The following is a 13,209-nucleotide window of genomic DNA, read 5'->3' as shown; positions in this document are numbered from 1 at the left end:
ACCAGCGAAGTTATTTACGAGGTTCAACATGTCTTTGCATCAATCTATTTTTACAGCTGTATTTGCGGTATCCGTACTTTCCTTCATGTTCAGCTGCTACCGCCGATTTCAACTGGTAGCCATAGGTGCTGATGAGAACCGGACCGATAACCCGCTTGCCCGTCTGTCCGGCATGTTTACCTACGCATTCGCCCAGAAACGGGTTCTGGCGCGTCCGTACGGAGTCAACCACTTCCTGCTCTTCTGGGCCTTTATGCTCCTGCTGGTTGCCAATGGCGAGTTCATTCTGGAAGGACTGATTCCGGGCGCGAACCTTGAAAAGGTTCTGCCGGCTGCTCCGTACAATATCCTGCTGCTGCTGTTCGACATCGTCTCGCTGCTGGCGCTGCTCTCCGTGTTGGTGGCATTCGCCCGACGCCTCTTCTTTCCCCCCGACTATCTTGGCAACGACTACACCAAGCCGGCCAGTGGTGAAGCTCTGCTGATTTTGGCGATGATCGCCACCCTGATGGCCGCCTTCTTCCTCCTTAATGCCGGCCACATCGCCCTGAGTCAGCCGAACGCATGGCGACCGGTATCAACGGTGATTGCCTCCCTGCTGAAGGGTCTGCCCGGTCCAGTCCTTGCCGCAACGGTACAGGTATCGTGGTGGGCTCACGCCCTAGTGCTGCTGCTGTTCATGAACTTCCTCCCCCGCAGCAAACATATGCATATCCTGACCGCCATTCCTAACTGCTACTTCCGTAGCCTGGAAAAGCCGAACATCCAGCCGCGGGAAACCTTTGCCAAGGGGGAACGCTATGGCGTCAGTAGCGTCGATCAATACAGCTGGAAAGACCTGTTGGATTCCATGACCTGTACTGAGTGTGGTCGCTGCCAGGATCTCTGCCCGGCGCATAACACCGGTAAGCCTCTTAATCCGCGCAAAATAGTTCATGATATCAAGGTAAACCTGCTCAAGAACGGCCCCACAATGAGTGCCAGTTATAAGGGTGATACACCGCTGATCGGGGAGGAGAGCGAAGGAACTATTTGCGAAGAAGCGATCTGGTCCTGCACCACCTGCGGCGCCTGTACCTCGGTCTGCCCGGTGCTGATCGAACAGATGCCGAAAATTGTCAAGCTGCGCCGCCATCTGGTGCAGGAGAAGACACAGTTTCCGGAGGAACTGCTGAACCTGTTTGAGAACATGGAGCAGCGCAGCAACCCCTGGGGACTCGCACCGTCTGAGCGAACCAAGTGGAGCAGCCAGCTGGGCGACCGCAGCTTCAAGCCGGGTGAAACCGAGTACCTGTTCTTCGTCGGTTGTGCCGGTGCCTTCGATAGCCGCAATAAACACGTTACCGTCGCTCTGGCGACCATCATGGACGCTGCCGGTGTCTCCTGGGGGCTGTTAGGCAAGGAAGAACTCTGTTGCGGCGATAGCGTCAGGCGTCTCGGCAATGAATTCGTCTTCGACAAGATGGCCAAGGAGAATGTGGCGCTGTTCAAGGAGAAGAAAATCACCAAAATCGTCACCCAGTGCCCGCACTGCTTCAGTACCCTCAAGAACGACTACAGGCAGTACGGACTGGAGATCGAGGTCATTCACCATTCCGTGCTGATCGCCGACCTGGTCAAGAGCGGCAGGCTCAAGCTTCCCGCACAGTCCGGCCAGGGGAAAGTAATCTTTCACGACTCCTGCTATCTCGGTCGTCACAACGACACCTATGAGGCGCCGAGGAATGTACTGACTGCCGCGACCGGAACAGCGCCGGGCGAATTCGGACGCAGCCATGAAAAAGGCTTCTGCTGCGGCGGCGGCGGAGGCAGGATGTGGATGGAAGAGCAGACCGGGAGCAGGATCAACCTTGAGCGGGTCAAGGAGGCGATGCAGCAGCAGCCGGATACGCTCTGTGTCAGCTGCCCCTACTGTATGACGATGATGGAAGACGGGCTCAAAGATCTGGGTGTGGCTGATAAATGCAGAGTAAAGGATGTTGCAGAGGTCGTGGCTGAGGCGCTGCGATAATCATTATAACAATCCGAAGCGGCACAAGGAGTAAAACGTGGCAATCGCAAAAATTGAAGATGTTCTTGTGGACTTACAGCAAGGCAAGATGGTGATTCTCGTTGATGATGAAGACCGGGAAAACGAAGGTGATCTCTGTATGGCGGCAGAAAAAGTGACACCGGAAGCGGTTAATTTCATGGCCCGCTTCGGCCGCGGACTCGTCTGCCTGACCATGACCGGAGAACAGTGCGACCACCTCCAACTCCCGATGATGGCCGCTCACAACAGCTCCCCTTTTGGCACAGGCTTTACCGTTTCCATCGAGGCGCGCTGCGGTGTAACTACCGGGATTTCAGCAGCAGATCGTGCCTGTACAATCCTTGCAGCTGTGGCTGATGGCGCCCAGGCAAACGACCTCGTCAAACCGGGCCATATTTTCCCGCTGCGCGCTAAACGTGGTGGTGTACTTGTCAGGGCCGGCCAGACTGAAGGTTCGGTTGATCTGGCCCGACTGGCAGGCCTTAAGCCGGCAGGTGTGATCTGCGAGATCATGAATGACGATGGTACGATGTCCCGCATGACTCAACTCAAAAAGTTTGCCCTTGAACATGGTCTGAAAATTTGTACTGTTGCCGATCTGGTTGCATACCGCCTGAAGCACGAGACACTTGTTCGGCGCGCGGCAGAGGCACGGCTCCCGGCCGGATTTGGTGGTGATTTCCGTGCAATCGTCTTCGAAAATGACATTGATCGTCTGGAACATGTAGCATTGGTGAAAGGGGATATCAGCGGAGAAGAGCCGGTACTGGTCAGGGTTCACTCTGAATGTCTTACCGGAGATGTATTCGGGAGCAATCGCTGCGACTGTGCAGATCAGCTGCACAAATCCATGTCAATGATCGGCGCACACGGGCGGGGAGTTGTCCTCTATATGCGTCAGGAAGGTCGCGGCATTGGTCTCGTCAACAAGATGAAGGCCTATGCACTTCAGGATGAAGGTCATGATACGGTTGAGGCTAACAATGCTTTGGGTTTTCAGGCGGATCTGCGTGATTACGGTATCGGCGCCCAGATTCTTGTCAACCTTGGCGTGAAGAACATTCGGCTTATGACCAATAACCCTAGAAAAGTTATCGGATTACAAGGGTATGGCATTAACATAGCCGAACGCGTTCCCCTTGAAATTGCTCCCTGTCAGAACAATATTCACTACCTGAATACCAAACGGGAGAAGCTGGGACATCTGCTGGCATTGGCTTGAACAAAAACATCGGATCTACAGCAACTTATAATTTAAACTGTTTTGCACGTCAAGCAGACCCGGAGGCGTTAATATGAAAGAAGAAGTATATATTATCGACGGCATGAGAACGCCGTTTGGCTCTTTCGGGGGCGTTTTGTCGGATGTTGCCGCGCCTCAATTAGCCGCCACGGTTATCAAGGCGCTCTTGAACCGGAATGCACTGCCTGCCGAGGCTGTCGGCGAAGTGATAATCGGTCAGGTTTTAAGCGGCGGCTGCGGCCAGGCTCCGGCCCGTCAGGCGATGCGCAGCGCCGGTCTGCCGGATAACATCCCAGCACTGACGATCAATAAAGTCTGCGGCAGCGGACTCAAGGCGGTAATGCTCGGGAGTGATTCCATACAGCTTGGCAATGCCGATATGGTACTGGCCGGCGGCATGGAAAACATGTCCATGGCGCCATACTTCCTGAAAAAAGCCCGCAACGGCTTCCGCATGGGCAACGGTGAAATATTCGATATGATGATTCATGACGGCTTAACCGACCCCTACACCGGCGTTCACATGGGTATAATCGGTGAAGCCAGTGTCGAGCGCAACGGCCTGACCCGCGAAGTACAGGATGACCTGGCTGTCCGCTCCTACCGGCTGGCGCAGGCAGCGGTGACGGGTGGAATTTTCAAGGACGAAATAGCCCCGGTAGTCAAGAGCGTTCGCGGTGTTGACAGCGTGGTTTCTGATGACGAAGAGCCGTTCAAGGGTGATGTTGATAAAATTGCCAAACTGAAGCCGGTTTTCAAGAAAGACGGCAGTATCACCGCCGGCAATGCCTCCACCATAAACGATGGCGCTGCCATACTGCTGATGGCAGGCGCCGCCGCGGTAAAAAAATACAATCTTACTGCCAAAGCCCGCATAGTGGCCTCAGCAACCAGCAGCCTGCATCCGGATTACTTTCCGGAAGCGCCGGTTTCTGCGATTCAGGCCGCCTGCCTCAAGGCGGGACTGAAAGTCGAGGATATCGATCTGTTTGAGATCAACGAAGCGTTCGCCTCGGTAACGCTGATCGCCATAAAGGATTTAAAGCTTGATCCTGCCAGGGTCAACGTCAACGGCGGCGCCTGCGCCATAGGCCACCCGATCGGTGCCAGTGGCGCCCGTCTGGCGCTGACGGTTGTACGTGAACTGCATAAGCGCAACCTGCGCTACGGTCTGGCCACACTCTGCATCGGTGGCGGCGAAGCGGTAGCGGTAATATTTGAAAGAGTTTAATAAGCTGGAAGTGTTTCTGCATTTTTTGCAAAAAAATACTTCGTTAGCGGCCTTTGCGCTCTACGAAGGGATTGCAACCGCCGAGGATATTGACAAGGGGATGAGGCTCGGCACCAACCAACCGATGCGGCCGCTGACTCTGGCCGATTTTATCGGGCTTGATACGGAGCTGGCAATTGCCAATGTTCTCTATGACGGCTTCAAGGATCCCAAGTACCGCCCCTGTCAGCTGCTGGTCAAGATGGTCAACGCCGGTCACTTGGGGCGCAAATCGGGTCGCGGCTTCTATACCTATTAGTGGAGAGAACAATGGAATACAAAAATCTGCTGGTTGAAACCATAGACGGCATCACGACCCTGACGATCAATCGCCGTGAGGCGCTTAACTCTCTTAACAGCGCCGTGATAGCAGAGCTGGAATGCGCCCTCTTTGAGCTCGACCTTGATACGACGGTCAAGGCGATTGTCCTGACCGGGGCGGGTGAAAAAGCTTTTGTTGCCGGCGCTGATATCAAGGAGATGTCCGGATTGTCCGCATTTGAAGCGCATGAATTTGCCCGCCGCGGGCAGCGTCTGATGCTGATGATCAACAAGATACGCAAACCGGTCATCGCCGCCGTCAACGGCTACGCTCTCGGTGGAGGGTTGGAGCTGGCGCTGGCCTGCGACTTTATCTATGCCTCGGAAAAGGCGAAATTCGGCTTTCCGGAGGTCGGCCTCGGCGTAATTCCCGGCTTCGGCGGCACCCAGAACCTGGCGCGTCTGATCGGCCCGAACAGGGCCAATGAACTGGTCTTTTCCGGACGTGTCATAAGCGCAGCAAAAGCCCTCGCCTGGGGAATAATCAACGAAACATTCGCCCCGGAAGAGCTACTGCCAAAGGCTTTGGAAACCGCGCGGGAAATCGCCGCCAAAGGTCCGCTATCCGTGGCCTATGCCAAGGATGCCATCGCCAGCGGCCTCAATATGACGAAAGAAGATGGTTTTCGCCATGAGGCGTCCCTTTTCGGCGTGCTCTTTGCCACCGGCGACCAGCGTGAAGGGATGGGGGCGTTTCTCGAAAAGCGCGCCGCTGAATTCAAAGGAAAATAAAATATAATACGGGGGGAACTATGAATTTCGAACTGAGCCAGGATCACAAGGTATTGCAGTCTGCGGTGCGTGATTTCGTCGAGAAGGAAATCAAGCCGATCGCCATGAAGATTGATGAAGATCATGCCATTCCTGACGAACTGGTCAGGAAGATGAGTGAAATGGGTTTTCTCGGCAGCTACCTTCCGGAAGAGTACGGCGGAGCAGGGCTTGATATGCTTTCCTATTCCATTGTCGTCGAAGAAGTTTCCAAAGCGTGCGGCTCCAGCGGCGTTCTGATCTCGGCGCACACCTCGCTCTGCAGCGGACCGATCTACACCTTCGGCACCGAAGAGCAGAAAAAGAAATGGCTCCCGGCGCTCAACAGCGGCGAGAAGATCGGCTGCTTCCTCCTGACCGAACCTGACGCAGGGAGCGACGCCGGCGGCACCGCCACCACCTATACCCGTGACGGCGATCATTATATCATCAACGGCAGCAAGACCTTCATCACCAACGGCGGCTATCTCGGCACCGGCGTCCTGCTCGCCTCCTATGACCGCAGCCTGAAGCACAAAGGGATCACCGCCTTTATCGTCGATCTGAGTTCCCCCGGCGTCACCATCCTCAAAAACGAAAACAAGATGGGCATTCGCGGCAGTTACACCACCGCCTTCGCCTTCGACAACCTGCGCGTGCCGGTGGAAAACATGCTGGGGCAGGAGGGGAAAGGGTTCAATGTTGCCATGGATACCTTGAACGGCGGCCGGATCGGCATCGCCTCACAGGCGCTCGGCATCGCCGAAGGAGCTTTTGAAAGAGCGCTGGCTTATTCGAAAGAGCGCAAGCAGTTTGGTCAGGCGATCAGCGAATTCCAGGCGATTCAGTTCAAGCTCGCCGATATGTGGACCAGTATCGAGACCAGCAAGCTGCTCACCTACCGGGCCGCCTGCCTCAAGGACGCCAAGAAGAGCTACACCATGGAATCCGCCATGTGCAAGATGCACGCCTCGGAAACAGCCACCTATGTCACCAAGGAAGCGATCCAGATCCACGGCGGTTATGGGTATATCGTCGATTACGAAGTAGAGCGGATGTACCGCGACGCCAAGATCACCGAGATCTACGAGGGGACCAATGAAGTACAGCGAGTGGTGATTTCGAAGATGCTGCTGTCATAGGATACAGCATTGATCTTCGGGATTATATGTCTAATCCATACGTGGAGCCGGCAAAACTATACGTTTAAGAACATATTTCTGTAATTCCGCCTGCTATAAAGGCAAGTCCCCCTAAATCCCCCTTTCAGAAAGGAGGGTTAGGGGGATTTACTTTTGACTGGAACAAATCAACAGTCGTCTCATGAGTGGCACTTGCAAACGAATTCCGGTGGATCCCAAAAAGCATTTTATGGCCTCAGTAACAGCTCTTAAATTTGACAAGCTACGGCATTTCCATGCTACTATGTCCCCCAAACAGCGTTTGGAGGTTTGGTATGCAGACCATAGATTCCTTGATCAGGGAGAGTTGTCAAAAATATAGTGACCAACCGGCACTGCGTTACAAACTGGCCGGTACATGGCAAAAAATGACGTATGGCGCCTTGTGGGAACTGTCAGATCGCATCGCGGCCGGCATGATAAAATACGGTTTCAATGCAGGAGATCATGCCGCTCTGCTGGCACCGTCATCACCCCAATGGGTTGCAACATATCTCGGGATTCTTAAGGCGGGCGGAGTGGTGGTCCCGATCGACAAGGAGCTGAAATCCGCAGAATTGCGACACATCCTGGCCGATTGCGATGCCCGTTTTGTCTTCAGTGCGCCACCCTGCCTTGATCTGGTCCTGGAAATTTTTCCGGATATTCCGCTGTTGGAATATATTGTAACACTCACGCCAGCACCAGCTGACGCCGCAAGTTCGCAGGCTGTGCAGGTACTGAATGTCTTGATTGAGGAGTGGTGGGCACTCGTTGCAGCCGTGGATGTGCCGGTAGAGCGACGTACGGCCCTGGAACTGCTCGCTCGCCAGGCATACCGCCTGCTATTGCCGTCCGGTTCTGAAGCTGACTCTGCAACAGGATCGACAGATCCTTTTGATCCGGCGGAAAGGCTCCGCAACAAGCTCAGCCATGAAGGAAAATTCCTGTCGCTCAGCTCTCTCTGTCACACGGCGCCTCTTCCCCAAAAACCACGTAAAGAAACCGATACAGCCCTGATTCTGTACACATCCGGAACAACGGGACGCTCCAAGGGCGCCATGCTCAGCCATGCCAATATCGTCTCCAACATCAAAGGGGCGGCCGCACATTTCCGGCTCGACAGCTCCATGCACACCCTGTCGTTCCTGCCGATTAATCACGTTTTCGAGCAGGTCTGCGGTGTTCTGCTGCCACTCTCGCTTGGCGGACAGATTTCTTTTTGTGAATCACTCAAAAAGCTGGGTGAAAATCTGGCCGAGGTCAAACCAACCTTTTTCCTCGCTGTTCCGGCTGTGTACCGAATGATTCTTGATCGGATCATGAAAAATATAAACTCCAAAAAACTCTCGCAGTTCCTCTTCTCAGTACCTCTGACACGGCCGATCGTAACCTCGAAAGTGCGGCAAACCTTCGGGTCCGGCACCATCTTCATCAGCGGCGGAGCGGCACTTGACCCGGCCATTGCCGAGGGGATGACAAAATTCGGCCTGTCAATCTATCAAGGATACGGCATTACAGAAACAGCGCCGATTATCAGCGCGGAACAGCCGGGAGCCAAACGGCTCGGCACCATCGGGCGGCTGCTGGAACGTGTTGAAGTGCGGATTGATGAGCCAAACGATGAAGGTGTGGGTGAGATTGTTGTAAAAGGGCCGAATGTCATGCAGGGATATTACAAAAATCCCCAGGCTGCGGAGGAAGTGCTATCTGACGGTTGGTACCGGACTGGTGACCTCGGCGTTTTTAGTAATGATGGTTTTTTGACAATCAGCGGCCGGGTCAAGAACCTGATAGTAACCCCCAACGGCAAGAATGTGTATCCGGAAGAGGTGGAAAACGAACTTCTCAAAAGCCCGTTCATTGCGGAAGTAATGGTATATGGCCACCGGGTCGGCACTGCTTCTGAAGAGATTCATGCTATTATCTATCCGGAGCAGGAGGCGCTTGACAACCAGTGCCGCATTGATGGTAACTGCCCGATGAGTGAGGCCGATGTAGAGGCCCTGCTGCGGGTTGAGGTTCAAAAAGCCTGCAATGGCCTTGCTGATTACAAGAGGGTCCGCAAATTTACGATTCGTGAAGATGAGTTTCCCAAGACAACCACCCGCAAAATCAAGCGCTTTGCCGTGGAAGCCATTATCTCAACTTGACATTGAGGTGGTAAGAGAAACGAGAATACACAGTTGAACATACATGCAGGCGGGTAAATTCCTCTGAGTAATCCCCCGGCTTTGCCAGGGGATGCTTACTTACTTACTTGCCGAATGCCTGCAGAAACTGCTGCAAGAGTTGCGGAGCATTTGATTTGATCTTGCCCCCCATGAAATCCATGATCCCTGGGCGGTAGCCGTCGTTCCAGATTCTGTCGAACATAGCAGCATTTGTTTTGCATACGCAGTCGGCATCTTCGACCGTCTTTCCCTCCTCGACTGTACAGCCTTCCCCGCCCAGCGTCACCGTCTTCTTGATGTCATCGATAGAGAAATAAAAAGTTGTTGGTACGCTGAAAACACCCTTCTGATAACTATCCTGCAGGGTATTGAAAATAGACTCTGACATATCTGCGCTCCTGTAAGCTTGTTTGAAAACGGTTGTTCTTTAAATGAAAGTGGGGGCCGACGGCCCCCACGTGAAACCCGGTGTTCTGAAATGCTATTAAAACTTGTAGGTAACTGATAATGCGAACAGGTATGCGTCACTTTTGAATGTACCCGCCTCTTTGGCGTTTGCTACGGTGCGGTCGACCCAATGCACCCACATGTAAGCCATGTCAATGGAACCTAATTCATTATGCAGACCGGAACCGATGCTGAAGTTATGTCGATCGGCGTCCGGCAATTCGGGGCCGAGGGTTGAGTCCGGGGCAGGGCTGTTGTCATAGGCATAGCCGGCTCGCAGATCCATTTTGGGCGTTACGGCATACTGTGCGCCAAAGCGGTAGGCCCAGACATCTTTCCAGTTCTTGGCATCCGGATTTTTATTGAAGGATGTCATTGGAGCCTTGAATTCGAGTTCGAGCTTGTTGTAACTGCTCCAGCCGGTACGCTCGGCATCAAACTCCAGGGTTAGTTGGTTGATCGGTTTCCATGCAACACCAAGTGTAATGGCATCCGGAAGCGTAATGCTGGTTGAGGCGGATGCCTTAAGTTTGGATGTAACTAATCCCAAAGCGGCGGCGTTTGGTCCTGTTCGGAGGAAATTGGCATCGCCTTCCAGGTCAAGCTTGATTTCGCTCCGATATGCCGCTCCGAAGCTGAGGTTTGAGAGCGGTTTCCACAGAATACCAAAGTTATAGCCATAACCAACAGCAGTAGCATCGGCCCCCAAGCTACCCAGTTCCTGGTATGTACCAGAAAGTGGTCCTAGTGTGGGACTGACCGGCAACTGTTTATAAGCCATCTTCTGCATTGAAACCTGGGCATAGGTTATGTCCAGGCCGCCGGCCACCGACAGGTTCCAGTCATCATGACGATAAGCTACGGTCGGCTGAAAGTTGATCGGCTTGATTGATATCTCCTGAATACTGTCTCGGAATTCACTGCTGGCGTCCCAACGTTTTGCCAGTGGATGAAACGAGTTGATGCCCAGGCCAAACGAAAGAGGGACTGATTCCAGTGAAGTGGTCGCGTAGACGGTTGGTGCCAAAAAAATGTCACGGTTGGCTTTATCGGAAACGATTGTGGTGCCACTGAGTTTTGTTGTGCCGTCAAATTGTGTTTGCGGCACAAGAACGGTTGTGCTGCCGACCTGCAGCTGATTTCCTTTCTGGAAGGCTATACCGGCCGGGTTGTAAGCCAGTGCAGAGGCATCGTCTGCCTGGGCGGCAAAAGCGTTGCCCATGGCCATCGCCTTGGCACCCTGTTCTGCGATCTTGAATCCCGCTCCAAACGACATGGTTGCCGTTCCCATCACTGCAGCCGTAATACACGTTGTCACCAGTTTTTTTCTCATTTCAATACTCCTTTCCGTGGGTGTTCTGTCCTGTGTTGTATGTACATTCTCAATGCATCCCTCATGACATCTGACACGCGTGCGTCATTTTGTTGTGCGCAGTCTTGAATCACCCCCCGTTCATTATCGTTGACTCTCATTGACAGTATGTGATTTCGCAGACGTTTTGAACGTGGGTCCATGTTTTTACTTCAGCCTTTCCGCTATGTTTTAGAACTATGTTTTCGGTACAGTATTTCACCTTCACGTCGATGTCAAGATGTAAAATAACAATGTTTGGCAAATTGTTTAAAATTGCGGAGCGGTAAGCGATTCAGGCAGCTTGCTAGTATCAAATTGGGACTACAGAAAATAAATAAATAAATAAATAAAATAAGAATATTATGTGTTAGAGCGTTTGGGACTGGAAGGTTTGTTGAAGTAAAATAAATTAAACGATGTGTGTCTAGTGCGTATTTGTGGTGATTTTAATTACCCCCAAGCCTGCGCAGGGTATCGTTACTGCTGTATGTTAGGCCCAGAAAGGATGGTGATAAAAAGTTTGTAGAGAGAAGGTCGTGGCGGATTGGTGCTAAAAATAGAAAATAATTATAAATACAACTTGACATGCATGTTAAGGTTATGTAGCGTTGTGTAAAATATATTTGCTCAGGTGGTAGTCAATGAATAAAGTTGCTTTCAAGTCAATTCCCGACATGCTGCGGTCGAACGCCTCAAAATATAAAGGGCGCCTGGCCCTCAAATACCGCAAACAGGAAGTCTTTGTATCACTGTCATATGCCGCGTACTACGAGCGTGTGCTGATGGTCGCCAGAGGACTCGTCAAGATGGGTGTCAAGCCAGGCAACCGGATTGCTATCCTCTCTGAAAACCGTGCAGGTTGGGTTATCGCCGACATGGGGGTTTTGTGTGCTGGTGGCGTTACCGTGCCGATCTATCCGACCAACACCCCGGAACAGATCGAATACATGGTCAACCACTCGGGAGCCAAAATTATTTTTGTGTCTGGAAAGTTCCAGTACAGCAAACTCCTGAAGGTCAGAGAAGCGATTCCGGGACTGGAATTGGTTGTTTCATTCGAACGGTTTCTGGGGGATCCGAGCCTGCCGGTTACAACTTTCTACCAGCTCTCTGAGATAGATTCCCCCATCACCCCGGAAGATAAAAAAGAGATTGAGGCAGGAATTGACCGGATTAAACCTAGTGATTTGCTGACGCTTATTTATACATCAGGCACAACAGGGGTTCCAAAAGGGGTCATGCTGTCACACAATAACATACTGACCAACACCCAGCTTCTATCTGAACAGAGCAAGGTGATCGATGAGAATGATGTTCTGCTTAGTTTTCTACCGCTAAGCCACATTCTTGAAAGAACCGCCGGCTACTACATGACCATCCGCAATGGTTGCCTGATGGCGTTTGCCGACAGTATTGAGAAAGTTCCGGAAAATATGATGGAGATACGGCCGACCATAATGGTGAGTGTGCCGCGCCTGTTTGAAAAGATATATCACCGGATCTTTGAGAATGCGCATCAGATGCCTGCTGCAAAAAGGGCGTTGTTCCACTGGGCTGTTGCTATCGGAAAAAAATATGTTGCCGCAACCTATATCGACAAACAACCATCCCAACTGCTTAATTTTAAATACTCACTCGCAGATCGCTTGATATTCAGCAAAGTCAGAGACAGGTTTGGCGGAAATATGAAACTGTTCTGCTGTGGCGGCGCCCCCCTGGACAAGTCGATCAATGAATTTTTCTGGGTGATTGGCATTCCGATTCTGGAAGGATATGGATTGACCGAAACAAGCCCGGCACTAAGCTTCAATAGTTTTGAACACATCCGTTTCGGTTCTATCGGAGTCCCGCTGAAGCAAACAGAGTTTAAAATTGCTGAGGATGGCGAAATACTGGTGAAGGGGCCGCAGGTCATGCTTGGTTATTACAACAATCCGGAGGCCACGGCTGAAGCGTTTCAGGATGGCTGGTTCAAAACTGGTGATATCGGGCATATTGAAGACGGGTTTGTTTATATTACCGACCGTAAGAAAGAGCTTATTATTACCGCTGGCGGTAAAAACATCGCCCCGCAACCGATAGAGAATGAATTGAAGATGATTAAATATGTTTCCTCGGCTTTTGTGTACGGCGATCGCAAACCGTATCTTACCGCACTGCTTGTGCTTAACATGGAAAGGATGCTGGAATTCGCCAAAGAGCAGCATCTCAATTATTTTGAAATGGAGGATCTCGTCATGAATGAGCAGGTTCATAAATTGCTCGAGCAGCGACTTGCCGATATCAACAATCGTCTTGCCCCGTATGAAACGATCAAGAAATTCGTGCTTCTGGCCAATGATTTTTCAATCGAAGGTGGCGAGTTGACCCCGACGCTGAAGCTCAGGCGCAAGCCCATTTATGAGAAATATAAGCAGAAGATAGAGGACATGTACGCGGATCACAGCAACTGAAACTA

9 protein-coding genes and 1 pseudogene are annotated in these 13,209 nt (G+C 52.1%); 8 read left to right on the top strand and 2 right to left on the bottom strand.

The annotated features are described in order from the left end of the window. Window positions 1–28 precede the first annotated feature (28 nt). The 7 genes and pseudogenes from ACOCF6_RS11575 to ACOCF6_RS11545 all read left to right on the top strand — a co-directional run bounded on the left by ACOCF6_RS11575 (window position 29) and on the right by ACOCF6_RS11545 (window position 8,929). On the top strand, window positions 29–2,011 hold the full coding sequence (locus tag ACOCF6_RS11575) for a (Fe-S)-binding protein (RefSeq protein WP_482460533.1): 1,983 nt from the start codon (window positions 29–31) through the stop codon (window positions 2,009–2,011). 37 nt (window positions 2,012–2,048) lie between these two features. Beyond that, on the top strand, window positions 2,049–3,254 hold the full coding sequence (locus ACOCF6_RS11570) for a bifunctional 3,4-dihydroxy-2-butanone-4-phosphate synthase/GTP cyclohydrolase II (protein WP_482460532.1): 1,206 nt from the start codon (window positions 2,049–2,051) through the stop codon (window positions 3,252–3,254). A 73-nt stretch (window positions 3,255–3,327) separates the two neighbouring features. Further along, window positions 3,328–4,506, top strand: a complete 1,179-nt coding sequence (locus ACOCF6_RS11565; RefSeq protein WP_482460531.1) for a thiolase family protein — start codon at window positions 3,328–3,330, stop codon at window positions 4,504–4,506. Between the two features lie 46 nt (window positions 4,507–4,552). Then, window positions 4,553–4,804 (top strand): annotated as a pseudogene (locus ACOCF6_RS11560) (3-hydroxyacyl-CoA dehydrogenase family protein); the annotation flags it as partial. Window positions 4,805–4,815: 11 nt separating this feature from the next. Next, complete coding sequence (locus ACOCF6_RS11555) at window positions 4,816–5,598, top strand: enoyl-CoA hydratase/isomerase family protein (protein WP_482460530.1); 783 nt, start codon at window positions 4,816–4,818, stop codon at window positions 5,596–5,598. Window positions 5,599–5,618: 20 nt separating this feature from the next. Continuing rightward, window positions 5,619–6,758 carry an acyl-CoA dehydrogenase gene (locus ACOCF6_RS11550; protein ID WP_482460529.1) on the top strand — a complete coding sequence of 380 codons (1,140 nt, stop codon included), beginning with the start codon at window positions 5,619–5,621 and terminating at the stop codon, window positions 6,756–6,758. Window positions 6,759–7,072: 314 nt separating this feature from the next. Beyond that, complete coding sequence (locus tag ACOCF6_RS11545; RefSeq protein ID WP_482460528.1) at window positions 7,073–8,929, top strand: AMP-dependent synthetase/ligase; 1,857 nt, start codon at window positions 7,073–7,075, stop codon at window positions 8,927–8,929. A 103-nt stretch (window positions 8,930–9,032) separates the two neighbouring features. On the opposite strand, the gene ACOCF6_RS11540 is transcribed toward ACOCF6_RS11545, so the two are convergent. Together ACOCF6_RS11540 and ACOCF6_RS11535 are read right to left on the bottom strand one after the other, a co-directional pair. Further along, window positions 9,033–9,338, bottom strand: a complete 306-nt coding sequence (locus ACOCF6_RS11540; protein WP_482460527.1) for a hypothetical protein — start codon at window positions 9,336–9,338, stop codon at window positions 9,033–9,035. A gap of 96 nt (window positions 9,339–9,434) precedes the next feature. After that, the gene (locus tag ACOCF6_RS11535; RefSeq protein ID WP_482460526.1) at window positions 9,435–10,730 is read right to left on the bottom strand and encodes an OmpP1/FadL family transporter; all 1,296 of its coding nucleotides are present in this window, start codon (window positions 10,728–10,730) and stop codon (window positions 9,435–9,437) included. Between the two features lie 662 nt (window positions 10,731–11,392). On the opposite strand from ACOCF6_RS11535, the gene ACOCF6_RS11530 reads away from it, so the two are divergent. Continuing rightward, the gene (locus tag ACOCF6_RS11530; RefSeq protein ID WP_482460525.1) at window positions 11,393–13,204 is read left to right on the top strand and encodes an AMP-dependent synthetase/ligase; all 1,812 of its coding nucleotides are present in this window, start codon (window positions 11,393–11,395) and stop codon (window positions 13,202–13,204) included. Window positions 13,205–13,209 lie beyond the last annotated feature (5 nt).

Source organism: Geobacter psychrophilus, assembly GCF_056821595.1.
Note: the sequence above shows the minus strand (reverse complement) of the source record. Positions and strands in the feature narration are given on the sequence as shown.

What these genes read in the sequence shown, in the direction of transcription:
- ACOCF6_RS11545 (WP_482460528.1), top strand. Translation starts at nt 7,073, where the DNA reads ATGCAGACCATAGATTCCTTGATCAGGGAGAGTTGTCAAAAATATAGT.
- ACOCF6_RS11565 (WP_482460531.1), top strand. Translation starts at nt 3,328, where the DNA reads ATGAAAGAAGAAGTATATATTATCGACGGCATGAGAACGCCGTTTGGC.
- ACOCF6_RS11575 (WP_482460533.1), top strand. Translation starts at nt 29, where the DNA reads ATGTCTTTGCATCAATCTATTTTTACAGCTGTATTTGCGGTATCCGTA.
- ACOCF6_RS11540 (WP_482460527.1), bottom strand. Translation starts at nt 9,338, where the DNA reads ATGTCAGAGTCTATTTTCAATACCCTGCAGGATAGTTATCAGAAGGGT.
- ACOCF6_RS11550 (WP_482460529.1), top strand. Translation starts at nt 5,619, where the DNA reads ATGAATTTCGAACTGAGCCAGGATCACAAGGTATTGCAGTCTGCGGTG.
- ACOCF6_RS11535 (WP_482460526.1), bottom strand. Translation starts at nt 10,730, where the DNA reads ATGAGAAAAAAACTGGTGACAACGTGTATTACGGCTGCAGTGATGGGA.
- ACOCF6_RS11555 (WP_482460530.1), top strand. Translation starts at nt 4,816, where the DNA reads ATGGAATACAAAAATCTGCTGGTTGAAACCATAGACGGCATCACGACC.
- ACOCF6_RS11530 (WP_482460525.1), top strand. Translation starts at nt 11,393, where the DNA reads ATGAATAAAGTTGCTTTCAAGTCAATTCCCGACATGCTGCGGTCGAAC.